Source organism: Enterococcus sp. DIV1083b, assembly GCF_051713705.1.
Lineage (GTDB): Bacteria > Bacillota > Bacilli > Lactobacillales > Enterococcaceae > Enterococcus_D > Enterococcus_D casseliflavus.
The window spans coordinates 3,154,195-3,177,954 of record NZ_JBIOQJ010000001.1; the positions used below are offsets into that span (position 1 = coordinate 3,154,195).

Consider the following 23,760-nt stretch of genomic DNA (forward strand, 5'->3'; position numbering starts at 1 on the left):
CTATTTTTTATTTCCTTTTCCGATCCAGTAACACTGCAATTACGATCACGATCCCTTTAACGATTTGTTGATAAAAACTTGAGACACCCAATAGATTTAGACCATTGTTCAACGTACCAATGATCAATGCCCCGATCAACGTGCCAAAAATTCTGCCTCTTCCACCAGATAAGCTCGTACCACCTAAAACGACTGCTGCAATCGCATCCATCTCATAGGCTTGCCCTGCTGTTGGTTGCGCAGAATTCAGCCTAGAAGTGATGATCATGCCACTGATTGAAGCCATCAATCCAGAGATCGAATAAATGATCAGTTTTATCTTATCGATTTTCACCCCAGCAATAAAAGCGGCCTTTTCATTGCCACCGATGGCATAGGTTTTTCGTCCGAAGGCGGTGCGATGAAGCAACAAGAACAAAAGAAAGAACACGAGAAACATCAATACGACTGGAAAAGGAATCCCGAAAAGATACCCACGACCAATAAAGCTGAATAGAAAGCTGTCACCTAGTCCAGTGATTGGATTTCCATTGGTGTACACTAAGGTAGCGCCCCGATAGATCGTCATCGTTGCTAAGGTTGCGATAAACGGTGCCATTTTTCCTTTTGAAATCAGTAGTCCATTCAACGCACCAAGGATCGCTCCACTTAGTAACCCAATCAAAATAGCGACTAAAGGTGACACCCCGTTGGCCATCATTCCTGCTGTCAAGGCACTGGAAAGTGCCAAGGTGGACCCTACAGACAAATCAATGCCCCCAGTCAAAATGACAAAGGTCATTCCGAATGCAATAAAGCCATTCGCTGCGACTTGCCGCAAAAGATTCAACAAATTACTGGGTGATAAAAAGCTTGGATTTAAGGCAGTGACAGCAGCCACTAGAGCAATCAAAGCGAGTAAAGGTCCCAATTTACTAATTGATTCCGAGAGTTGTTTTGTTTTCATACCACTTTTTTCCATATTAGTTTCCTCCTGTCGCATACGTCATGATCTTCTCTTGTGTGGCTTCTTGCCGAGAGAGTTCCCCTGATATTTTTCCTTCGTGTAAAACAATGATGCGATCGCTGACACCTAGCACTTCTGGTAGATCACTAGAAACCATCAAAATCGCAATACCACGTTCCGCTAACTCATTCATCAGCTGATAAATCTCTCGTTTGGCACCTACGTCTACTCCGCGTGTCGGTTCATCTAAAATCAATACTTTTGGTCCGACACCGATCCACTTCGCCAAAACCACTTTTTGCTGATTTCCACCAGAAAGCTCGCTGGCTAAATTCTGGGCACTCATCGTTTTGATGCGTAAGCGCTCGATCATTAACGCAACGAAACTGGCTTCAGTCTTGCTATCGACCATGCCTGTTTTGACAAAATTATCAATGCTGGGCAAACTGATATTATCGGTCAGGGAAAAGTCTAAGACCAAGCCTTCCGTTTTCCGATTTTCTGTTAGAAAGCCAAAGCCATTGGCGATTGCCTTTGAAGGCGAAGAGTTTTTCACTTCTTGCCCTTCGACGATTAAGGTACCGCTTTCAATTTCATCTAAACCAAATATTCCTCGCATGACTTCTGTGCGTCCAGCACCCATTAAACCTGAGAACCCAAGGATCTCACCTGCTCTGACTTGAAAATTGATGCCTTGGTAAACTTTAGAAGCTGCTGTTAAATTTTTTACTTCAAAAACGACTTCACCGATCTGCGCTTGTTTTTCTGGATAATAATCAGCTAACTCTCTACCGACCATTTTCTTCACGACCTCATCCATCGTTGTATCCTGCGTCTTTTTCGTATCGATCGATAGACCATCCCGCATCACAGTGATCTTGTCACTTATTTTGAAAATCTCCTCCATTCGGTGAGAGATATAAACGATCGCTACGCCGTTTTCTTTCAAGCGACGAATGATTTGAAACAAATTATTAATTTCCTTATCCGACAAGGCAGCAGTCGGTTCATCCATGATCAACACCTTGGCATCAGTCATCAGCGCTTTCGTGATCTCGATCATTTGCTGTTGCCCGACTGAAAGTTCATCCACTTCTTTTTGAAGGGGGATCTGAATCCCTAATTGTTCAAAGACTGCCTGCGCTTTGCTTGCCATTTTCTTCGTATCTAGTAGCCCAAAGGTGGTTTTCAATTCCCGATTCAAGAATAAGTTATCCAATACAGTCATCTGTTCCCAGTTATTCATTTCTTGATGGATAAAGCTCACACCGGCTTGTTCGGCTTCCTTCGGATCGGCGTAGTTCGTTTCTTTGCCATCGATCAAAATCGTCCCTGCATCTTTGGCATGTAACCCAGTTAAAATGTTCATCAACGTTGACTTGCCTGCCCCATTTTCTCCCATTAGGGCATGGATTTCTCCAGGGTACAATGTTAGTGAGACATCTCTTAACACTTGATTCTTCCCAAAGGATTTCTCAATATTGCTCATCTCGACTTGCACATGATTTCCTCCTGTCTCTTTAGAAGATAACGGCTGCTTGTAAAATAATGTTTGAATAGGGTGTCGCTTCCCCTGTTCGAATAATGGCTTTGCTTTCCTTTGTTTCTTCTTTGAATGCCTCATGTGGAACAAAACGAATCGGAACATTCGGGAACGTTTTTTGAATCAATTGCCACTGCTCCGCATTCTCCGTTTTTATTTCCTCTGCTAAAACGATCGCCTCGACTGCCATCTCTTGTTGCATTACTAATAACACCTCTTCAAAACTCGGACTACCTAGTTTTAATGCCAGATCGATTTTTTTCACCCCTGTGGGTACTGGCAACCCCAAGTCCCCGATCGTAAGCTGATCGGTGTGGCCTAAATCCGCCAATACTTTGTCGATCTCACTATTTAATGCCCCATGCTTCTTCATACAATGGACTCTCCTTCATTTCCTTTAATGTAGGCATTCCGCCTTGAGCACCATATCCTTTGACGGAGATTGCTGCTGCTAAGTTGGCAAAGGCAATGGCGTTTTCTAAGGGAACACTTGCTAAAATCCCTACTGCTAATGCACCATTGAAGGTATCACCAGCTCCCGTAGTATCGACCGCAGCAACTGGAAAGGCAGGAACTAAGACCTCCGACTTCCCATTATGGAAAATCGCTCCTTTGGCACCTAGGGTAACGATCAATCGATTAGGGTAGACTGCTAAAACGTCAGTAAGCTTTTGGTTGGGGAAAAGCAACTTAAACTCATGTTCATTAGGGGTCAGATACCCCACCTTAGATAACATACGCGGATTGAGCTTTCTCGCAGGTGCTGGATTATATAAAACAGGGATTTTTGCTTCCCAACACCAGTCGATGATGGCTTCATTGGCTTCTTGGGGAATCTCGTTTTGCAAAATCACTAAATCAGCCTCTGTGATGTTTCCTTTTATTTCGGAAAAGCGAGCTAAATCAAGCGCATTATTGGCACCGGGTATGACAATGATGCTATTGTCATTTTCATGCAAAATGATATGCGCGGCACCAGATGGAAAATGTGTAACGGGTTCCACATTCTCCGTAGAAACGCCATTCACGTTTAAGTTTTCGACGATTTCATTTCCGAAACGATCGGTTCCTACATGGCCTAGCATTGCTACTTCTGCGCCTAAACGGCTAGCGGCGATGGCTTGGTTTGCTCCTTTGCCGCCAAAATTCGTGTCAAATTTTTCCCCAAAAACCGTTTCTCCTTGATTGGGTTTCACCTTCGTAGTGACTACAAAATCTGTTGCCATACTACCAATGACGATGATCTTATTCAATTGGCGTTCCTCCATTTCTTACTGTCTCTCTTTCTTCTAAATGAACAGGAAGGATGATTTTTTTCTGTTCAATAAATTGATCGTTGATCAATGCAAAGAGCATTTCTGCTCCTTTGTAACCTACTTGATAAGCAGGCTGATGGATCGTCGTCAAGCGTGGCACCACCAATTTACTGATGGGAATATCGTCATAGCCGATCACTTGAAGTTGTTCTGGGATCTTTACGCCATGATGATAAGCCTCTTGCATGATGGCAATCGCATGGGTATCGCTTGGGGCAATCACACTATCGACAGTGGGATGTTCTAAAAAAACTTGTTTCGCTGTCAAGGTCGCATCCTCTAAGAGAAAGGATGTGGATTTCACTAGTGCATAAGGAACTTGTGCTTTTTTCAATGTGTATTCAACACTCAATAAACGATCCCGAGCACGGGTGACAGATTCAGGCCCAGCAATCACGACTACCTTTTTGGGGTCACCTTTTAAGATCGCTTCAGCAGCAAGTTCGCCGCCTTGAAGGTCATCCGAATAAACCCCATATTCGACATCTTGATCGATCCGATCCAAGACGACCGTCGGAATATTGCTTTGGGTACGATTTTTATTTTCGACAGCGGAAAGAATCCCCGCCACATTGTTTTGCTCAAACGCACGTAAATATTCATTGGCTTTCTCATTGTCTTCTTGAATGTTGCCAAGGATGACTTGATAGCCTTTTTTTTGTAGAAAGTCTTCGACGCCTTTGGCTACTAGCGGAAAAAACGGGTTGGATATATCAGGAAGTAGCAAACCAATCAATTTTGACTTTTTCTGATACAGTGAACGTGCGACTTCATTGGGGGAATAATTCAATTCATTGATCGCCTGATGGATTTTCTCACGGGCTTTTTCGCTCACATAGCCAGTCCCATTCATGGCTCTTGAAACTGTCGCCACGGAAAGTCCAGCTAAATTGGCGACATCTTTAATTGTTGTCATGTTGCTCCCCTCCTGTGTAACCGATTACACACCTATCATAGCCGAACTTTGCGAAAATTGCAAGGAGAAATAAAAAAACTTTTTCCCTTGGTGTCCCCTTCTCCTAAAAATGCGTTTTGCTGCATAAATAGCCGCATTTCGAGAAAGCGAGACTTTCTCGAAATGCGGCAAAAGATTTGATGAGCGCAGCGACATATCTTTTATTTCCTAACGGTAAAGCTCATTTTTCAATGAAATGAAACTTCAAAGTGATTGACGCCGTCTTGATCCACCGTCAAACTGATTTGTGCCTGCAGCATTTCTGTGATGGCTTTGGCGATGGCTAAACCTAACCCATAGCCACCGTCTTGATGGTTGCGAGAAGGATCCCCGCGGTAGAAGCGATCAAAGACATAGGGAATTTTTTCTTCTGGGATCGGGCAACCACGGTTGGACACTTGCAGCACCGTTTTTCGTTGGCGTTCAACGAGAGCCACTGTGACGGTTTCTCCAGTAGGTGTATATTTCAAGGCATTGTCTACCAAAATCATGGTCAATTGCCGTAAGGCTTGCTCATTGCTTTCAAGGCGCACCTGTTTAGCGATCTGTTCCTGATAGTGGATCCCTTTTTCCAGCGCAATGGCCTCCATGCTTTGATAAACACTTTGCACGACTTGGCTGGCATCGATTACCGAACGCACGACTTCTTGCTCGGCACTTTCGAATTTGGTCAACATCAATAAGCTATTCACTAGCTCATCCATCCGTTCGGAACCTAACTGGATGTTTTCCAGCCATTTCATTTGGCTTTCCAAGGTTTCTTCTGGACTGCCAGCTAATACCTCAGCATTGACTTGAATGATCGCCAATGGTGTTTTCAACTCATGGGAAGCGTTAGAAACAAACTCTTTTTGTTTGCGCCAAGCCAGCTCAACTGGTCGTAAGGCTCGATTGGCGACATAAAAGCTAGCGATATAAATACTGACTAAGGCTAAGACCCCGATGAGCAAAAGCGTGGTTCTTAAGTTGCTTAGACTAGTTTTGTAGTCGGTGACGTCAAAGAACAGCACTTGATAAAATGGCTCGTAATTATTGATACTAGTGGAATATTCCCCCGTCGAATCATGATTGATCGAATAATGACTAAAGGAAGTCACCAAAAAGAGCGCATACCGCCAATTTCGGCCATTCACCTTCACTTCGTTAGGGATCTCCCCTTGTTTCGCCGCTGCATCGACCAATGCTTCATAAAGCTCGTTTTGATCGACGCTCTCATCAATACTTTGAATCACGACATCCATTTGATCCACGTCGACTAGAGCGATTTCTCTGAACTCACTGGTACTATTCGTGATGGTCAACATCATTGGATACTCAGGTTCTGTCAGTGATTGCCGTACTTCCTCCTCATCCATAGGTACCGCAGCTAAGGTGTTGGCTTCTTGCGAGATCAATGATTGGATCTCGTTTTCAATTTGCGTGGCATTCAAAATATAGATAAAGGTAAAGGCACCTAAGACAATGATTGAAATCAACGCCATATTGAACCACAGCATTTTATTCCGTAATTTTTTTAACATGGCGGCTCCTTGCTCTGCAAAATATACCCCGCATTGCGGATCGTGCGAATGCCGATATCCGCTTCAAGCAGCGTCAGTTTTTTCCGCAGCAAAGACACATAGATCTCAACGCGGTTTTCTTCCACATCGGGATCAAAGCCCCAAATCTTATTGATGATGGTTTCTTTTGATAAAATCACTTTAGGTCTGGATAAAAATAGCTCCATCAGTTTCATTTCTTTGGGTGACAGCACCACTTGATTGGTCGTCGTAGCCAACTGCAGCTCATTACGCGCCAAGACCACATTGCCAAATGCTAACTGGTCTTCTTGATAATCCAAGTCTTTTCTTCTGCCTAGCGAACGAATCCGTGCCAGCAGCTCTTTCATTTGAAAGGGTTTCGTCAAGTAATCATCTGCCCCTGCATCCAAGCCGAGCACTTTGTCATCAACTTCGCTTTTGGCCGTCAACATAATGATCGGCGTGCGAATATTTTGCTTGCGTAACGTCTTTAGTAATGTGATCCCATCGATTTTTGGCAGCATGATATCCAAAACGAGAAGGTCATACACCCCACTTGCTGCGTAGTCCAACCCAGTCTCGCCATCATACGCCAAATCAACGGAATAATGCTGTTTTTTCAATAAGCTGGCAACCGCTTCTGCGATCGATGGCTCATCTTCTACGAATAAGATCCGCATCGGTCAGTCCCCCTTTTACACTCATCATTTCTTTTTTCAATCACTTTTCGGTCAGCACAATCATTCCTGTAGGATCATTCCAATTGTTCTCCAATAAACCGTTCTGTTGAAACGATCCGCACGTGTTCGCTGGATTGATGAATCCACATGTGTAGCAACAATGCTACCATACCGCTTAACAAAAAGACAAACAGCTTTTTCCTAAGGTCTTGAAAATTCTCTTGATGACGCATGGGTTTCCTCCTTTTTGCAGGTCATCGATAAATCCGCTCGGCTATTCTGGATCAGTAGCCGCTGGGGCTGTCTGATTGCCTAAGCTGATATCGAAAGTGATCGTATCTTCTAACGGTAAAAACTGATTGAACTTGCTCATCCCCACGATTGTCCCGTAGGGTTCTGCTGAATTGACATAACGGACTTGATAGCTGATGTTCGCCCCTTTTGAACGGAATTCATCAAAGAAGAGTTTTTGCAGATCCCCTTCAAGGAGCTCGCTTCGACGGTAATCTTTGATATACGGTTGACCTGCTGAATAGACGACTTCAATGCCTTGGTCATCTTTGCTGGTTAAAACGGTCCCGGCGGTCTCACTTTGCGAGATCAATTGTCCGTAAGGCAGACTCTGAGTAAACTGCATCCGCATCCGCACAGTGACCCCCTCAACAGCGGCCTGGGCATCATCTGGTAAAATCGTTGAAAAGTCTGGTACGGTGACCCCTTTCCCTAGAGAAATCGTTACTTGAAACGCATCCCGTTTCGCGATTTTTTCTTTTGGTGCCACGCTTTGTTCAATGACTTTGCCTTCTTCCACAGTATCCGAAGCCTGTTCTTTGATTTCAAGCTCCAGCTCATGGGCTTTCCCCCATGTTTCTACCTCTGCACGGGTTTTATCACGAAAGTCTGGTACTTCAATATCTTTTTCAAAGGTTTCTTCGCCTTTGGAATAAAAGACTCGTCCGACATCTCGACGATGATAGTTTTCTTGCGAGACTTCTTTATTAGTAAATTCTACTCGAATCGGTGCTTTTTCCTCGATCTCATCGTGGTATTCATCGACGATCGTCAAATTGCTGGCTTGATTTTTTTCGATCCACTCTGCTGCCTCGTCCCTCGTCATTTCCATAAAGTCTGGCAATGCCAATTTCTCTTCTGGATCTGGGCCTTGGCTCACCGTTAGATGCAGGGTGCTTCTTTTTCTGACTCGACTTCTGGCGGCTTCTTCTTGGGCGATCACTTGATTGGCTGGGGCTTCATCATAGGCAGGCGTCACATCGATCGCAAGATCATGTTCCGCCGCCCATTCCCTGACTTCTGAGATCTCTTTGTCCACAAAGTTATCCAGTCGGACGTACGCCAATTGGAAAAATAAAAAGCCGCTGAGTATAAGTAACCCGAGTAACGCACCCATCCCCAGCAGTCGTTTTTTCCGCCGTTTCTTTTTGAAGGAGGGATCGTATTCGATCCCCTCTTCTAAAGAAGCTGAACCTTTTTCTTTGCGGGAAGCCCGGGAAGAAGGTGCTTTAGCTGTAGCTGATTCCTTGTCTGGCTCTTTCGGTTCTTCTTCAAACTTCGATAAAAAATCACTCATAGGCCGTCAACTCACCTTTTTTCAAATAAAATGTCTGATCCGACTGCTTGGCAATTTCAGTCGAATGGGTCACTACGATGATGCACTTGTTGTGTAAAGTAGCTAAATCTTTAAAAATATCCACGATTTCTTGCTCCATGCCTTCATCCAAATTTCCCGTCGGCTCATCAGCTAAAATGATATCAACATTGGTCGCCAAGGCACGAGCGATGGCGACCCGCTGTTGTTCCCCACCGGAGAGCTGATTGACGAAACGATCGGCTTTCGTGGAGGTGATTCCGATATAATCCAGCAAGCGATACGCAATTTGATCGTGTTGATCGGGGAGCTTGTTGTCTGAGATCGCCATCGAAACAAGGACATTTTCTAATGCCGTCAAATAAGGGATCAAGTTGTAACTTTGAAAAATCAAACTGATCTTGTTGCGGCGATACTCTTCATAGCCGATCGTTTTGATATTTTTTCCTTCAAAAAATACTTCCCCATCGGTTGGTTGATCCAATGCACTGATCAAGGAAAGAAAGGTGGTCTTTCCAGAGCCTGATTTCCCTAAAATCGTGTAAAATTTACCTTTTTCAAAGGAGATATTGGTTTTATCTAAAATCTTCCGACGATTCTCACCATCTTGGTAGTAATACGTCATCTCTTTGGTTTCTAAAATTGCCATGTTCTTCGCTCCTTACAGCATGATTTTTTTCGGATTCAAACGTAAAATATACAACAGCGGCACCACTGCCGAAAGCAAGATCGTCAAGATCCCGGTCGCTAAAAAGGCAATGATATAAGACAGGGTGTATTGAACGCGAAACGCTTCGTTGATCGTTGCTTGATCGATTTTCGGTACACCCACAAAGAATTGCTCCACCCCTGCTTGATTTGCCTCTAGCATACTACTGGATAACAAAGATTCAGAAACCATCTTGCCCAGCATATTCCCTGTGACCAAGGAGATCAACATTGCACTGACACCAATCAACAGGAGTTCGAGCACGATCTGTGCAAACACGTATTTCCGTCGTTCTCCTAACGAAAGGTAGATACCTAACTCATATTTACGATCGCGGGTAAACAGCACAATGATCAAGGAGATAATAATCAAGGAAGCAATCACCGCAATCACTACGACATATGAGGAAATCTGTGATAAGCGATTCATGCTGGTCCCCACACGGTCATACTCATCCGTAGAGGCATTGACCTTATAGCCATTTGGCAAGAGCGGTGTCACCTCTTGTTTGAATTGCTCTGCATCTTCTGGTTGGTTCAAAATGAATTGTGGAGTGAAGAACTCCTCATCAGAACCGAAATCTGTCGCTGGAAACGCCGCTTGCTGTCCCGCACGTTCCTCTTCAACAATCGTTTTCACGGCATCATTCGGCATATAGATACGATTGAAGGGCCGATCATCAAATGCAAACGAGCTGGCCATGCCATCTTGTCCTTGATTATTTGCTTTTTCTAAGCTGGTATTTTTAAAGATCCCGACGATTTCGATGGAGTAATCATTGCCTTTTTGCTTTTCAGGGTCCATCCCTGACGAATAATCGACAAACTGACCATCTAAGACCATAGTGTCTCCCACGGTCAAGCCGTTTTCCTGAGCCATCTCTTCCGATATCAAGCCCACACGTTTTCCGGTACGCTGTTCCTCTTCAGTAAAAAAGCGTCCCTGTGTTAAATCCACCGTATCTTCTTCAAAATCCAACGGCTTTAAGAGATTTGTTCCTGTTAAATAAACCCAAGGAGATATTCCTCCGACAATCATGACATTGTCGTCGTCCTCTTCAGGACTGAAACGATAAGGTTTGAAGTTTTCAACAGCAATCGCTGTTTCTCGTAAATAGTCATACTGTTTGACTTCGGACCGTTGACCGATCTGCTTGATCAGGTCCTCTGACAGCGGCTGAATCTCCTCCATACTCGCACCACCATCACTATTTGCCAACTTTTCATAATCGATCTCAATCGTGGCCAGTGAGCCTAATTGATTTTTGATCTGCTTTTCGACATTTTGAGTCGATTGATTGACCGCAATTGCGCCAGCGATCACATTTCCTAATATCAGAATAACAGCAAACAATATCGCAGATTTCCCTCGCTTTCTCGTCACACTCAGCCATGCTCGTTTCATATAATTCACTTGCCAACATCCTCTCTTTTTTTCTCTAACAAAAGCATACTGGATGAACCTTTAGTGAGTCTGTCATTTGCAAATTTTTTCAAAAAAAGCAGAATCCTAGGGAACGTTTGATAAAAAAGACTGTTGTTTCAATGATCGACTCCAGCAATCATCAGAATGTGAATGACAAAAGAACATACCTCCCAAAAGATTTCTTTGGGAGGCTTTGCTATAGTTAACAAAAAAAGACAAAGACCACATCTGGGTCTTTGCCTTTTCACAATCCTATTCGTCAATTTTCTCATTTAATTCGCTGTTACGATAGCCATATACAAAATAGATCGCGATTCCGATCACTAAGGAGATCCCAAAAACGATCCAGGTCGCCGTTTGTAGACGGGTCATCAAGAAGAGACAGCTGGCAACGGACAACAAAGGCAATAACGGTACCAGTGGTACTTTGAATTCGCCTTTAGCAGGTGGGCCCATCATCTTCCGCAGCTTGATGATTCCTAAGGACATTAAGATCATATACGACAATGCCGCAATGTTGGTCAATTCTGCCAAGATATTCAATGGGAAAGCTGCCGCAAAGAAGAAAGCAAAAACACCCGCGATGTAGGTCGCTTTCTTTGGTGTTTGATGCTTTGGATCAATGGCTTGCATCGCTTTTGGCAATAACCCATCTTTACTGATGGCATATAACAGACGCGCCAAGGAGTACATCATAGCGATCGTCACTGTTAATAAGGTCAAGATCGCACCCACAGAAATGATTGATCCGACCACTCCATGACCGACATAACGCATCGCAAAAGCCACCGGATCATTGACTCCTAATTCAGTAAACGGCACGATTCCCGTCATGATCAGTGTGACAATGATATAGAGGACTGTTGCGATCGCAATGGAACCAATGATTCCTCGAGGGACATTTTTCTTGGCATCTTCGACTTCTTCCGCTGCCATTGCGACGGCATCAAAGCCAAGAAAAGCAAAGAAAACTAACGCTGCACCATTAAAAACGCCTGAAAAACCAAAGGGCATAAAGGGCTGCCAGTTGTCTGGTTCCACGAAAAAGGCACCAAAGACGATAAACAAGAGGATCACACCGAATTTGACCCATACCATGGCATTGTTCAAACGTAACGCTTTTTTCGCTTCTTGGCTGACCCACAAGGTTACAAAAATAATGACTAAACCAGCGATCAAATCAATGTAGGTCCCCTTGCTTGGGTCATAACCGCCCGTCAACGCGGTTGGTAAATGGATATCCGCACTGGCCAAAAAGCCTTGCACATAGCCTGACCAGCCAGATGCCACCGAAGAAACGGCCAATAAGAACTCGCAAATCAAAAACCAGCCTGCCAGCCACGCGGTAAATTCACCAAAAACGACATACAGATACGAATAGGCGCCCCCCAAAACGGGGATCCGAGAAGCAAATTCCGCAAAAGAAAGCCCTGATAACACAACAACGATACCAGCTACAACAAAGGAAAGAATCAATGCCGGTCCGGCATACTCAGCAGAAGCAGTCCCTGTAACAACAAAGATACCTGTGCCGATAATGGCGCCGATCCCCAACATAATCAAATCTTTTAACTTCAACTCTTTTTTTAAATTCGTCACACTTTCCCGTTGTATGACTTTTTTTCGAAATAAATCCATAACTCCTCCTCAAAAACATAAGTTTATGTTGCTTTCATATACCCCAGCAAAACACCGCCGATAATCACCAGCAGACAACCAATCACCACATACCGCAGTTCTTTTTTGGTTTTCTTTTCGCCGAGAATAAAAATCCCGCCTAGCGTTGAAATGATGATTCCCATCTGCGACAATGAGAAGCCCACCGCTAGTCCGACTTGCTGAACCGTGATCAGCATGCAGACATTGCCGATGCCCCATAACAATCCTGACAAGGTATTTTTCCCTACAAAACGGTCGACCTTCGTCTTTCTTAAAGCAAATAGGCTGGCACCGATCAGCATCCCGACACTTTGTGGCAAAATGATCGCCAATGGGTCCAATCCTGCCCAAGTAATCAAAATCGTATAGGCGCCGTACCCAATCGTGGATGAGATCAATGCCCGAAATCCTTTAGGAAAATCAAGCATCTTGCTGCCGGCTTCTACCGGACTTTCACCATCTTGGCGAGCGGTCAGATAAGCCCCGATCACCAATAAGATCAATGCGCTAACACCTAATGCATAATCGCGGGTCTGGGTCCATTCCGCAAAAAACAATGCACCGGCGACCGTATTTAAAATCAGCTGCATGCCGGTTGAAAGCGGCAGTCCAACAGACACACCTAAATATTTCATGCCATGGAATTGACCGTTTTGACCGACGGACCAAAAGAGACCAGACAAAAGACCGATCAAAATCACCTTTCCATCAATCACTGGCATCGTCACAAAATATACGACCAGAGAAAAGAAAAAGGCACCAATCGTCATTCCTAGCGTTTGCTGGTTCGCATCCCCGCCAAGTTTGGCACTTACTAAACCAATGCTGCCCCACGCAAACATTGGTACTAATGCAACGAGTATCTCCATTTCATTCATCCTTACCATTCAATTTTAAACACAGGCTTTAGTGTATCAGTGAAAACGTTCTAGGGACAAGTGATTTTTGTCAAAAAACACAAAAAGATACTCGAAAAAAAGCAGATTAGCGTTTTTCCTCATAATAACTCAACAAGGGAAAGAACAGCGTCATGGTGGTTCCTTTTCCAACTGTCGACGAAGCCGTTAGCTCGATGCCTAATTCCTTCGCTAAACTTTTCGCTAAAAAGAGCCCTAATCCCGTCGAGTGGGTGTCCGTTTGGCGCCCATTTTCGCCCGTAAAGCCTTTATCAAAGATGCGACGCATGTCTTCTTTAGGAATGCCGATCCCACTATCTTGCAAGTGGAGATAGGTTCCTTGGGCATCTTTTTCGATCCGAATTGTCAGCTGCCCATTTTGTGGTGTGTACTTAACGGCATTGCTGACCAATTGTCGAAAGATAAAGCCGAGCCATTTTTCATCGGTCAACACTTGCTGATCCTCACCTTCAACGGCATAGTGCAGGTTCTTTTGGATAAAATAATTGGCCTGACTGCGTAAAACCGGCTGGATGACGGCTTTCAATGAAATTTCTTGGACCAGATAATCTTTTGAAAAGCTGTCCAAACGGGCGACGTACAAGACTTGCTCGACGTATTCGTTCATGCGGTTCAATTCATTTTCTAGTAAGATGAATTTTTCATCTGGAATATCAAATTCGATCGAATGCAAAAGCAATCGTGATGCGGCTAAAGGTACTTTGATTTCATGGACCCACGAATCGATGTATTCCTTTTGTTCTTCTTGATTGCTGACGACTTGCTGCATCAATTCTTGGTGCTCTCGGATCAACTGATTGATGTAAGATTCGATCCGTTCTTCTTCCGCCGAGCGTGCTCCTTGCAAGTAGTTTTGCAGCAAGCTGTCTCCGGGCTTGGGGGTGATTTTTTGCCAAAAACGCCGCTTAGATAAGTAGCTGATTGCCAAAAAGAACACCATCAAGACACTTTGCATCAAAAAGAGATAGCCGACTGTACCCCAATCCATCGGGGAATGAGGAGTCAGCCAAAAAACTAAGACCGTCAACACGAAAAAGACCAGCCAGCCAATAAACAGCAGCCAACGATCTTTCAAAAAACTGCGCAAAACCCGCCACTTTGTCATGGTACGATATACCCTTGACCAACCTTGGTTTCAATGTAGCCATTCATCCCCGCTTGTTCGATTTTTCGTCGCAAACGATTGATATTGACCGTCAAGGTATTGTCATCTACAAAACGCTCGTCATCCCATAAGGCCCGCAAGAGTTTTTCACGACTTAAAATCTTGCCGTGATTTTTCATCAAAATATACAGCAGGCGGTATTCGTTTTTGCTAAGATCGATGCTTTCGCCATTGATATACATGCTGCTGTTGTCGATATTGAGGGTCAAACCGTTATGCACTAACGTCTCGCTGCTGCTTTCTACATAGTTGTAGGAACGGCGCAATAAGGCATTGATTTTTGCAATCAGAACGTCGATCTCAAAAGGTTTTGTCACAAAATCGTCCGCCCCCATATTCATGGCCATGATCATATCCATATTGGTATTGCGACTGGAAATAAAAATGATTGGTACTTTGGAAGCTTCGCGGATTTTTTGACACCAATAGTAGCCATCAAAAACCGGCAAATTAATATCCAGTAAAATCAGTTGGGGCTCTTGTTCTTCAAAGTCAGTCAACACTTGATGGAAATCCGTCGTGCCAAAGGTCTCAAACTGCCATTTTTCTAGTTCTTCGATAATCAGTTGGCGAATCACCGCTTCATCTTCTACTACCATTATTTTTGCCATATCCGTGAATTCCCTCACTTTGCGTAATTTTCTCCTCTTTACTTTATCAAATATCAAAAACGAATGCGAACATTAATCGCCGTTTTTAGCAAACCCTAAAAAACCTCTTCACTGTCCTGAGGAATCAGTGAAGAGGCAAACAAAAAACGGACGACTAGGTTACTCGATGATCTCAACAGTCTCAATTAGTAGTTTTCCGATAAACAATAAAATCCCATCGAAAAAAAGCACACTCATGTTGACACCTAATAGCATTGATAACCGTTCAACGACATCGATTTTTGGTCGTTTGTTCAAATAACGAAACAAGAAAAAATTCACACCATACGTCACTGCCATGATCAGCAGCATCAAGATCACCATTTTAGTTCCCTGCTTTTCTTCAAATTTTTGGTTGCTGTGCTAAAAACTGTGTCAGTTTACTTTGATCGATGGCTTCATACTGCGATAGGAAGCGACCGATTGCTTGAACGACTGCCGGTAGATGACCCGCTTCATCATTTTCGATCTGCAGCACCAGCAGTGGTTCGTGCAAGCTCATTCGCAGCAAGAACCAGCCTTGGCCATAGGGCGCTGTCAAGTTGATGCGAATGCCTTCCTCATTTTCTGGATCGATCTGCCAGCCTGGCAGCAAATGATCGGCTAAATCCGCGATCACTTGGCGACCATAGTCTTGATAGTCGGCTTTTTGGATCGCAAAGCGCAATTCTTGGGTCTCGGCGGGTTGTTGCAACGCCGCGATCAGCTCATCCAGTGTCGTGCCTTGCTGTTGCAATTGTGGCAGCATCATCAAGAGCTTGGCGATCACGTACGCCCCGTCATCTAAAAAGAAATTTTCTTTAAACGCGGCATGCCCGCTGGTTTCGATGGCTAACTGTGTGTCCAGTCCTGCTTCATTCAATTCAATCGCTTTGTTGATCACATTGCGGTAGCCAGAAATATAGCGTACTTGCTGCCCTCCCAGTGCTTCGATAAAGGTTTTTAAATGATTAGAGGTTGGTGAATTAGTGACGATACGCGTGCCAGGGTGTTCCGCTAAGATGATCTTGCTTAATACAGCAATCATATTGTTGCGGTTCAAGGGCTCACCGCTTTTGGTCACGACAGCCGAGCGGTCGACATCGGTATCGAAAATAATGCCTAGATCGGCTTGTTCTCGTAAGACGGCTTCACGAATACTTGCCATCGCCTCTTTATTGTCTGGATTCGGGATATGATTGGGAAAATGCCCATCCGGTTCTAAAAATTGCGAGCCATTCGTATCTGCCCCTAGCGGCAGCAACACTTTTTCAGCAAAAAAGCCGCCGGCACCATTGCCTGCATCAACAATGATCTTTAATCCAGCCAAAGGTTTTTCCTCATTGGTTCCCATCCCTTGGCGAATTTTTTGCAGTAAATCTTGGGCATAAGGCGTCAGCAGGTCTTTTTGCTGATAGCTTCCTTTTTCCGCTGCCTCATGAACGGTAGTGTGGGTCAAAATATAGTGGATATCCATTTTTTCGGCACCGCCTTGGCGGCTGAAAATTTTTATTCCATTAAAGTAATAAGGCAAATGACTCGCTGTCAGCATCACACCAGCATCACAGTCGAAATCCGCAAACTGTGTGCTCATAAACATGGCTGGTGTCGTTGCCAAGCCACAATCGATCACTGCCACGCCTTCTTGCTGCAGCTGTGCCATCAACACTTCTTGCAGTGCTTCGCCACTCAAGCGACTGTCACGACCGACTGCCACGCGAAAAGGTCCGCTGCCCTTTGTTTCCAACCAGTTGCGCAAGCCCGAAGCAACTTGCCGAACCGCTTGCTCCGTCAGCGTCACCTGTTCTTTTTCTGTTGCGATCGCAATCCCTCGAATATCAGAACCATTTTGCAAATCAACGATGTTCATTTCCTCCACCCCTTCTTGTAACCGGAATCAATTTTATTATACCAGAGAAAAAAGGAAATGAAATTGCTTTTTAGTATTTTTTACTATAAATAGTTTACTTTCCTTATTCTTTAAACGGAATCCCTTCCAGTTGCAGTAGTCGGCGTTTGGTTGCTAACCCGCCCCGATACCCCGTCAAGCGGCCGTTTTTTCCTAACACCCGATGACAAGGAACCACGATCATCATTGGGTTACGCCCCACTGCGTTGGCGACAGCTCGGACAGCGGTCGGACGTTGAATGCGCAGCGCCAAGTCACTGTACGTAGTGGTTTCACCATAAGGAATTTGGGTCAGTGCTTGCCAAACGGTTTGTTGAAACGGTGTCCCTACAAAATCAAACGCAAAAGTAAACGTCACTGGTTCCCCTGCAAAATAAGCTTGCAGCTGCGTTTCAATTACTGGATCAAGGTCAGCTATACTACTGATTTCAGCCAATGGAAAGAATTTGAGTAATTCATGATGATCCTGCTGCCGACCAAAATACACTAGCCCTTTTTCCGATTGGACCACCTCATACCATTCTTCGTCTAAAACGATCTTTGCCAATGCTAGTTTCATATTTTCACCTCATGGAATCCATTTTCCGCAGCACAACTGCTTACGTGCTGCCGCCGTTCTACGGCTGTCTCAGTGACAGTATACCATTTTTTCGAGCTGCGCAAAAAAACCGACTGGCTTACTGCCAATCGGTCGTTGCAAACAAGGGGAAAATAGGCAGATCGCCAGTCGCTGCAGCTTCAAGCCGTAGCAATGGCAGAATCAATCCAATTCGATTTTCCCAGTATATAGCTGATAATAGGTGCCTTTTTCTGCCAACAGCGTTTCATGGGTCCCCCGCTCAATGATACGGCCATGATCCATCACCATGATGGCATCGGAGTTTTGGATTGTAGACAATCGATGGGCGATCACAAACACGGTCCGTCCAGACATCAAACGATCCATCCCTGATTGGACGATCCGCTCTGTACGGGTATCGATGCTTGAGGTGGCTTCGTCTAAGATCATCACTGGCGGATCAGCGATCGCTGCGCGAGCAATTGCCAACAGCTGCCGTTGACCTTGGGAAAGCCCTTCGCCATCGCCCGTGATCACGGTGTCGTATTTTTCTGGCAAATGGTTGATAAACATGTCGGCATTGGCTAGTTTCGCTGCTGCAAGCACTTCTTCATCACTGGCATCCAGTTTTCCGAAGCGAATATTCTCGCGAATCGTTCCTGTAAACAAATGGGTGTCTTGCAAAACGATTCCTAATGAGCGACGGAGGGATTCCAGATGGATTTTTTCAATATTGATACCATCATAGCGAATCTTCCCGTCTTGGATGTTGTAGAACCGATTGATCAGATTGGTAATCGTTGTCTTACCAGCACCTGTTGCACCAACAAAGGCAACTTTTTGCCCAGGCTCTGCATACAGATTGATCTCATGTAAGACCAGTTGATTGTCGACATAGCCGAAATCAACATCTTCAAACCGCACGTCTCCCGTCACTTCCGTATAGGTAATGGTTCCATCCTCGTGGGGATGTTTCCACGCCCACGTGCCTGTTCGTTCTTTGGTTTCAACTAGTTGACCTTGCGACCATTTGGCATTGACCAGTGTGACGTAGCCATGATCGATTTCTGGCGTTTCATCTAATAGGTTGAAAATTCGCTCAGCACCGGCTAATGCCATGATTACAAAGTTGATTTGTTGTGATACTTGGCTGATAGGGCCATTCAATGAACGGCTCAGTTGCAAGAAAGAAGCGATCATCCCGACCGTCAGTCCAGAAACACCATTGATGGCAAACAGGCCACCAATGATGGCGATCAAGACATATTGGACATTTAGTAAGTTCATCATGATCGGCATCAAGGTATTGGCATTGACATTGGCTTTAGTGGCACTTTCTTGCAGTTGATCATTTAAGGCATCAAATTCTTCCATGACGATTTTTTCATGATTGAAGATTTTGACGACTTTTTGTCCGTGCATCATTTCTTCGATATACCCGTTGACAGCGCCTAAATCTCGTTGCTGTGCGCCAAAGAAGCGGCCGCTGCGGCGAGAAATGATGCGGATCACATTCAGCATCAAAATAACCGACAGCATCACGAACAGAGTCAATGGAACACTGATGGAGAACATGGCGATAAAGACAGAACAAAAGGTTACCGCCGCCATCATCAAGTTTGGAATACTTTGGGAGATCATTTGACGCAACGTGTCCGTATCGTTGGTAAAGTGACTCATGATGTCGCCATCTGAGCGGGCATCAAAGTAGCCGACTGGTAGAGACTGCATATGTGTAAACATTTGGTCACGGATTTTTTTCTGCGTGCCCTCACTGATCTTGACCATCATAAAGTTATAGATCAGTGCGGCCAAGATCCCAATCAGGTAGATGATCGCCATTTGGACGATCGCCCGAAACAAGCCGCCAAAATCAGGATTGGCTTGCCCTAAAAGCGGTGTGATATGATCGTCGATCACGACTTGTAAAAACAACGAACCACGAACGTTGGCAAAAGCACTTAACAAGATCATAACAACGACGAATAGGAGTTGTCCTTTGTAGTCGCCAAACATCGTTCGCAATAAACGTTTTAATGTACGCTTGGGATTTGCTGCTTGTCTATTCTTCACCTTCACCAAATCCTTTCTGCTGCGAATGGTACACTTCTTGATAGATGGCATTGTTTGCCAACAATTCTTCGTGGGTACCGATGCCATTGATTTTGCCATCATCCATTACGATGATCCGGTCGGCGTCTTCGATCGAATTGATCCGTTGGGAAATAATGATCGTCGTCGTTCCCGGAATTTCTCGTTTCAAGCCTTCGCGGATACTGCGATCGGTTTTGGTGTCGACGGCACTAGTAGAATCATCGAGAATCAAGATTTTCGGTTTCTTTAATAAGGCACGGGCAATCGTCAACCGTTGTTTTTGCCCACCGGAAACATTGTTCCCTCCTTGTGAGATCTGCGTTTCATATTTATCAGGAAACTCTTGAATGAAGGGATCGGCTTGTGCGATCGTCGCCACGCGCTGGATCTCTTCATCCGACGCCTCTTCATTGCCCCAACGTAAATTGTCGTTGATGGTGCCGCTAAAGAGTACATTGTTTTGCAAGACCATACTTACTTGGTCCCGCAATGCTTCTAAATCATAGTCGCGAACATCATGACCGCCGACGATGACACGCCCTTCAATCACATCATATAAGCGCGGGATCAGCTGGACGAGGGTGGATTTCCCGCTCCCGGTTCCACCAATGATCCCAATGACTTCACCGGATTCGATGCGTAGATTCGCATCGGTCAGCGCCAACTTGTTTTTGTCATTGGCGTAACTAAAGCCGACATTTTCAAAAATGATGGAGCCGTCTTTGATTTCTTTGACTGGCTCGTCGGGATTTTTCAAGTCACTTTCTTCATCTAATACTTCCACGACCCGTTCTGCCGACGTTCGTGCGATCAAAATCTGCACGAAAGCCATCGACATCATCATCAAGCTCATCAAAATCTGCATCGTGTAGTTGAACATGCTGACTAATTCACCAGTCGTCAGGCTACTTTGTTCCACGATCAACTGGGCACCAAACCATGACAAGAGCAACATACATGTATAGACTGCAAATTGCATCAATGGCATGTTAAAAGAGACGATTCGTTGCGCAAGAGTGAAATTCCGATAAACATCGGTGGACACTTCGCCAAACAGTTCTTCTTGTTGTTCTTCCCGGACATACGATTTCACGACGCGAACCCCTTGTAGATTCTCTTGCACCACATTATTCAAGCGGTCATAAATGCGGAATACTTTTAGAAATAGCGGGTGGGCAAAACGAATCACTAAGGCAAGGCCAATCGCTAAGATCGGTAAAACAACTAAGTAGATCGTCATAAGTTCTGGGCTGATGGTGCTAACCATTGCAAGTGAGAAAATCAGAACTAACGGACTGCGGACCAGAATACGAATAATCATTTGATACGCATTTTGGACGTTGGTCACGTCAGTGGTCAAGCGGGTGATCAAACTGGAGGAAGAAAAGCGGTCAATGTTTGAAAAGGAAAAATCTTGGATTCGGCGAAACAGATTGTGCCGCAGGTTGCGGGCAAAACCAGCCGAAGCGATCGCTGCCGTTCGTCCGCCAAGCGTTCCTAAAAGTAATGCGATCAAGGAACATAAAAAAAGCAAGCCGCCATCTCTTAGAATCACACCGGCGTCTCCTTTTTCGATCCCTTGGTCGATCATCATGGCCATGATCAGGGGCATAATGACATCTAAGGCAACCTCTCCTGCTACATACACAGGGGTCAGCAAGCTGTCCTTCTTATAGCTGCCAACATTCGCGAGTAATTTTTTTATCATTTGTTTCGTCCCTTCTATTAGATGGCACTGCGGAGCCATTTTTTATCGTTACCATCAAGTTTACTTTATCGACCCAGCGATTTCAAGCGGCTCGCTTGTGTTTTTTTTACAATTAGTAAGTAAAAAGCACCCTTCCAAAAAGAAGGGTGCTTGCTTTTTTGATGCGGTTTGAAAAAGCACTTAGTAAGGATTATTCGGTAGCGTTTGAACCAGCGGTACTGACCGGTTCATCGGTATCATCACCGCCATCATCTGCCGGCGGTGTTTGGGTACTGCCTTGCAGATTGCCGCGGCTGATCCCGATGGTGATCCACGTTTCTAGGGGAATAAACTCGCCGTAGCGGCTCATTTCAACAACGGTTCCTTTTGGTTCCGCCGAATCGACATAGTAGATTTCGTAATAGACGTTGGCGCCTTTTGATTTGTATTCATCAAAGAATAGTTTTGGCAAGTCGCCTTCCGTTGCTTGGAAACGGATGTCTTTTAAATATGGTCGGCCTAATGAGTAGACGACTTTGACGGTTGGCAAAGTATCGCTTTCGCTGTATTCTTTGCCTGATTCTTCCGACTGGCTCAAGAAACTACCATACGCCACTTGATCGGAATAGACTGTGCTGACTTGCAGCGGGATTTTCGATTCTAGTCCTTGGGCTTCTTCGATCGTGTATTGTGAAAAATCTGGAACGGTCAATGCTTGGCCTTTTGAGACCTTCACCACAAATTCATCTTTTTTCGCGAGTTTGCTGCCTTTGACTGGTTCTTGTGAAACCACCAGATCCAGGGCGACACTGTCAGAAAAGACGGTTTCTTCTTTGTATTTCAAGTCATTCTTTTTCGCCCATTCAGAAGCTTCACTCTTGGCTTTGCCCGTAAAATCAGGTACTTCAATATTCTTTTCAAAGACCTCTTTCCCTTTTGAATAATAGACACTCAAACGGTCTTTGCGTTTGTATTCCGCCAAATCAAGCTCTTTGTTGGCCGCCTCTTGTTTAATAAAGGCTTCTGCTGCTACGTTGTCGTCAAATTGTTCGATCAAAGAGAGGTTCTCGGCTTTATTGCTGGCGATCCATTCTTTTGCTTCGGTCACTTGCATCGCTGAAAAATCTGGCAGCTCTAAGCGTTCTTCAGGATCAGGCCCGAGACTCGCCGTCAGTGTCAATGTGGCACCTTTCTTGATCTTTTTGTCAGGATCAACACTTTGGTCGATTACTTGGTTGACGTCTTTGTCAAAGTCATATTCTTGCTCTACTTTGATAGCGACGCCTTCTTCCATGCCCCACGTCCGCGCTTCTGACAGATCTTGGGCAGTGAAATCTGGCACCTTCACATGGGTCATTTGATAGTAGACGATCCCGATCACGGCAACCGCCAAGGCGGTCAGTAGGGCAATCAGCAAGATTTTTTTCTGCTGACGCTTTTTGTAAGTCGGATCAAATTCCGTTTCTTCTTTCCCAAACCGGCTGACTGGTTCCTTTGATGCTACCTTCTCAGTCGCAGAACTCACTGCTTTTGCTTCAGTCGTCTGTGTTTGTTGACGGACTGCCGAACGACTTAGTGGCTCACTAGCGGTCGACTCTTCTGATTGGTGAACCGTCGTCGGCTCCACTGGTTTGCCCGCTTGCTCCGCGCCACTTGCGTTTTGATCTGCGACAGGTTCGCTGGTTTTTTTCTCGCTATTGCCAGCAGGCTTCTTTTTGCCATCATAGTTGTCCGGGCTGAAATTTGATAAAAAATCACTCATGCTTACTCAACACACCTTTACGTAAATACAAGACTTCATCTGCTTGTTGAGCGATCTCATTGGCGTGGGTCACGACGATCACACACTTATTGTGGACGTGAGCCAGCTCTTTAAAGATATCGATGATTTCTTGTTCCATTTCTTCATCCAAATTCCCGGTTGGTTCGTCCGCTAAAATGATATCGACATTGGTGGCTAACGCCCGGGCGATCGCTACCCGTTGTTGTTCCCCACCAGATAATTGATTGACGAGACGATCGGCTTTTTCTTTAGTGATGCCTATATAATCCAGCAAATTGTACGCCACTTCTCGTTGATTGTCTGGCAGCTGATTTTTCGTGATCGCCATCGGCACTAAGACATTTTCGACTGCACTCAAATAGGGAATCAGATTATAGCTTTGGAAAATGATACTGATGTCGTCGCGGCGGTAATTCTCATGCCCAATTTTTTCGATATCGGTGCCTTCATATAATACTTGCCCACTTTTCGGACTATCCAGTGCACTGATCAAGGACAAAAACGTCGTTTTTCCCGAACCAGATTGACCTAAGATGGCATAAAATCGGCCTTTTTCAAAAGAAACAGAAGTCTCTTTCAGTATATAGCGACGCTGATCGCCGTCTTGGTAATAGTAATCGACTGCTTTGGTTTCTAATAAAGTCATCGTTGGTTCCTC

The 23,760-nt window shown here is 44.8% G+C and carries 22 protein-coding genes; all 22 read right to left on the reverse strand.

The window, feature by feature from the left end; all coding sequences use genetic code 11:
- Positions 1–7: 7 nt before the first annotated feature.
- The 22 genes from IGI69_RS14825 to IGI69_RS14930 all read right to left on the reverse strand — a co-directional run bounded on the left by IGI69_RS14825 (position 8) and on the right by IGI69_RS14930 (position 23,748).
- Complete coding sequence (locus IGI69_RS14825; RefSeq protein ID WP_086337773.1) at positions 8–961, reverse strand: ABC transporter permease; 954 nt, start codon at positions 959–961, stop codon at positions 8–10.
- A 1-nt stretch (position 962) separates the two neighbouring features.
- Positions 963–2,447, reverse strand: coding sequence for a sugar ABC transporter ATP-binding protein (locus IGI69_RS14830; protein ID WP_060792555.1), 1,485 nt, complete (start codon positions 2,445–2,447; stop codon positions 963–965).
- Between the two features lie 19 nt (positions 2,448–2,466).
- On the reverse strand, positions 2,467–2,862 hold the full coding sequence (rbsD, locus tag IGI69_RS14835; protein ID WP_167827316.1) for a D-ribose pyranase: 396 nt from the start codon (positions 2,860–2,862) through the stop codon (positions 2,467–2,469).
- Positions 2,837–3,742 carry a ribokinase gene (rbsK, locus tag IGI69_RS14840; RefSeq protein WP_270266762.1) on the reverse strand — a complete coding sequence of 302 codons (906 nt, stop codon included), beginning with the start codon at positions 3,740–3,742 and terminating at the stop codon, positions 2,837–2,839. Before rbsK ends, rbsD begins: the two co-directional genes overlap by 26 nt.
- Entirely contained in the window at positions 3,735–4,721 is a 987-nt protein-coding gene (locus tag IGI69_RS14845; RefSeq protein WP_167827318.1) for a LacI family DNA-binding transcriptional regulator, read from the reverse strand. The genes rbsK and IGI69_RS14845 overlap by 8 nt, the downstream gene beginning before the upstream one ends.
- A gap of 227 nt (positions 4,722–4,948) precedes the next feature.
- Positions 4,949–6,280, reverse strand: coding sequence for a sensor histidine kinase (locus IGI69_RS14850; protein WP_167827319.1), 1,332 nt, complete (start codon positions 6,278–6,280; stop codon positions 4,949–4,951).
- Complete coding sequence (locus tag IGI69_RS14855) at positions 6,274–6,960, reverse strand: response regulator transcription factor (protein ID WP_074934044.1); 687 nt, start codon at positions 6,958–6,960, stop codon at positions 6,274–6,276. Before IGI69_RS14855 ends, IGI69_RS14850 begins: the two co-directional genes overlap by 7 nt.
- A gap of 74 nt (positions 6,961–7,034) precedes the next feature.
- A complete protein-coding gene (locus IGI69_RS14860) occupies positions 7,035–7,193 on the reverse strand; it encodes a hypothetical protein (protein WP_005233508.1) in 159 nt (52 codons plus the stop codon).
- 41 nt (positions 7,194–7,234) lie between these two features.
- The gene (locus IGI69_RS14865; RefSeq protein WP_194193493.1) at positions 7,235–8,548 is read right to left on the reverse strand and encodes a PASTA domain-containing protein; all 1,314 of its coding nucleotides are present in this window, start codon (positions 8,546–8,548) and stop codon (positions 7,235–7,237) included.
- Complete coding sequence (locus tag IGI69_RS14870) at positions 8,541–9,215, reverse strand: ABC transporter ATP-binding protein (protein WP_016609985.1); 675 nt, start codon at positions 9,213–9,215, stop codon at positions 8,541–8,543. Before IGI69_RS14870 ends, IGI69_RS14865 begins: the two co-directional genes overlap by 8 nt.
- A 12-nt stretch (positions 9,216–9,227) precedes the next feature.
- Complete coding sequence (locus IGI69_RS14875) at positions 9,228–10,679, reverse strand: ABC transporter permease (RefSeq protein WP_142967565.1); 1,452 nt, start codon at positions 10,677–10,679, stop codon at positions 9,228–9,230.
- Between the two features lie 273 nt (positions 10,680–10,952).
- Positions 10,953–12,338, reverse strand: coding sequence for an APC family permease (locus tag IGI69_RS14880; RefSeq protein ID WP_438741327.1), 1,386 nt, complete (start codon positions 12,336–12,338; stop codon positions 10,953–10,955).
- A 23-nt stretch (positions 12,339–12,361) separates the two neighbouring features.
- The gene (locus IGI69_RS14885; RefSeq protein ID WP_008379298.1) at positions 12,362–13,228 is read right to left on the reverse strand and encodes a GRP family sugar transporter; all 867 of its coding nucleotides are present in this window, start codon (positions 13,226–13,228) and stop codon (positions 12,362–12,364) included.
- A 115-nt stretch (positions 13,229–13,343) separates the two neighbouring features.
- Positions 13,344–14,381 carry a two-component system sensor histidine kinase SapS gene (sapS, locus tag IGI69_RS14890; RefSeq protein ID WP_016621950.1) on the reverse strand — a complete coding sequence of 346 codons (1,038 nt, stop codon included), beginning with the start codon at positions 14,379–14,381 and terminating at the stop codon, positions 13,344–13,346.
- Positions 14,378–15,052: a two-component system response regulator SapR gene (sapR, locus tag IGI69_RS14895; protein ID WP_005227794.1), complete on the reverse strand. Its 675-nt coding sequence runs from the start codon at positions 15,050–15,052 to the stop codon at positions 14,378–14,380. The genes sapS and sapR overlap by 4 nt, the downstream gene beginning before the upstream one ends.
- Before the next feature lie 159 nt (positions 15,053–15,211).
- A complete protein-coding gene (locus IGI69_RS14900) occupies positions 15,212–15,415 on the reverse strand; it encodes a hypothetical protein (RefSeq protein WP_005227790.1) in 204 nt (67 codons plus the stop codon).
- 19 nt (positions 15,416–15,434) lie between these two features.
- Positions 15,435–16,940: a phosphoglucomutase gene (locus tag IGI69_RS14905; protein WP_005233485.1), complete on the reverse strand. Its 1,506-nt coding sequence runs from the start codon at positions 16,938–16,940 to the stop codon at positions 15,435–15,437.
- 103 nt (positions 16,941–17,043) lie between these two features.
- Positions 17,044–17,538: a methylated-DNA--[protein]-cysteine S-methyltransferase gene (locus IGI69_RS14910; protein WP_005233483.1), complete on the reverse strand. Its 495-nt coding sequence runs from the start codon at positions 17,536–17,538 to the stop codon at positions 17,044–17,046.
- 201 nt (positions 17,539–17,739) lie between these two features.
- Positions 17,740–19,662 carry an ABC transporter ATP-binding protein gene (locus tag IGI69_RS14915; protein WP_228085046.1) on the reverse strand — a complete coding sequence of 641 codons (1,923 nt, stop codon included), beginning with the start codon at positions 19,660–19,662 and terminating at the stop codon, positions 17,740–17,742.
- Entirely contained in the window at positions 19,601–21,340 is a 1,740-nt protein-coding gene (locus IGI69_RS14920) for an ABC transporter ATP-binding protein (protein WP_008382065.1), read from the reverse strand. Before IGI69_RS14920 ends, IGI69_RS14915 begins: the two co-directional genes overlap by 62 nt.
- A gap of 190 nt (positions 21,341–21,530) precedes the next feature.
- A complete protein-coding gene (locus IGI69_RS14925; RefSeq protein ID WP_270266760.1) occupies positions 21,531–23,081 on the reverse strand; it encodes a PASTA domain-containing protein in 1,551 nt (516 codons plus the stop codon).
- Positions 23,074–23,748 carry an ABC transporter ATP-binding protein gene (locus tag IGI69_RS14930; protein ID WP_010749041.1) on the reverse strand — a complete coding sequence of 225 codons (675 nt, stop codon included), beginning with the start codon at positions 23,746–23,748 and terminating at the stop codon, positions 23,074–23,076. The genes IGI69_RS14925 and IGI69_RS14930 overlap by 8 nt, the downstream gene beginning before the upstream one ends.
- Positions 23,749–23,760 lie beyond the last annotated feature (12 nt).

Bases quoted from the DNA above. Each gene is read 5' to 3' on its own strand.
- IGI69_RS14930 (WP_010749041.1), bottom strand. From the start codon at position 23,748: ATGACTTTATTAGAAACCAAAGCAGTCGATTACTATTACCAAGACGGC.
- IGI69_RS14855 (WP_074934044.1), bottom strand. From the start codon at position 6,960: ATGCGGATCTTATTCGTAGAAGATGAGCCATCGATCGCAGAAGCGGTT.
- IGI69_RS14925 (WP_270266760.1), bottom strand. From the start codon at position 23,081: ATGAGTGATTTTTTATCAAATTTCAGCCCGGACAACTATGATGGCAAA.
- IGI69_RS14885 (WP_008379298.1), bottom strand. From the start codon at position 13,228: ATGGAGATACTCGTTGCATTAGTACCAATGTTTGCGTGGGGCAGCATT.
- IGI69_RS14915 (WP_228085046.1), bottom strand. From the start codon at position 19,662: ATGCCATCTATCAAGAAGTGTACCATTCGCAGCAGAAAGGATTTGGTG.
- IGI69_RS14910 (WP_005233483.1), bottom strand. From the start codon at position 17,538: ATGAAACTAGCATTGGCAAAGATCGTTTTAGACGAAGAATGGTATGAG.
- sapR (WP_005227794.1), bottom strand. From the start codon at position 15,052: ATGGCAAAAATAATGGTAGTAGAAGATGAAGCGGTGATTCGCCAACTG.
- IGI69_RS14850 (WP_167827319.1), bottom strand. From the start codon at position 6,280: ATGTTAAAAAAATTACGGAATAAAATGCTGTGGTTCAATATGGCGTTG.
- sapS (WP_016621950.1), bottom strand. From the start codon at position 14,381: ATGACAAAGTGGCGGGTTTTGCGCAGTTTTTTGAAAGATCGTTGGCTG.
- IGI69_RS14860 (WP_005233508.1), bottom strand. From the start codon at position 7,193: ATGCGTCATCAAGAGAATTTTCAAGACCTTAGGAAAAAGCTGTTTGTC.
- IGI69_RS14865 (WP_194193493.1), bottom strand. From the start codon at position 8,548: ATGAGTGATTTTTTATCGAAGTTTGAAGAAGAACCGAAAGAGCCAGAC.
- IGI69_RS14900 (WP_005227790.1), bottom strand. From the start codon at position 15,415: ATGGTGATCTTGATGCTGCTGATCATGGCAGTGACGTATGGTGTGAAT.
- IGI69_RS14875 (WP_142967565.1), bottom strand. From the start codon at position 10,679: ATGAAACGAGCATGGCTGAGTGTGACGAGAAAGCGAGGGAAATCTGCG.
- IGI69_RS14905 (WP_005233485.1), bottom strand. From the start codon at position 16,940: ATGAACATCGTTGATTTGCAAAATGGTTCTGATATTCGAGGGATTGCG.
- IGI69_RS14920 (WP_008382065.1), bottom strand. From the start codon at position 21,340: ATGATAAAAAAATTACTCGCGAATGTTGGCAGCTATAAGAAGGACAGC.
- rbsD (WP_167827316.1), bottom strand. From the start codon at position 2,862: ATGAAGAAGCATGGGGCATTAAATAGTGAGATCGACAAAGTATTGGCG.
- IGI69_RS14845 (WP_167827318.1), bottom strand. From the start codon at position 4,721: ATGACAACAATTAAAGATGTCGCCAATTTAGCTGGACTTTCCGTGGCG.
- IGI69_RS14870 (WP_016609985.1), bottom strand. From the start codon at position 9,215: ATGGCAATTTTAGAAACCAAAGAGATGACGTATTACTACCAAGATGGT.
- IGI69_RS14880 (WP_438741327.1), bottom strand. From the start codon at position 12,338: ATGGATTTATTTCGAAAAAAAGTCATACAACGGGAAAGTGTGACGAAT.
- IGI69_RS14825 (WP_086337773.1), bottom strand. From the start codon at position 961: ATGGAAAAAAGTGGTATGAAAACAAAACAACTCTCGGAATCAATTAGT.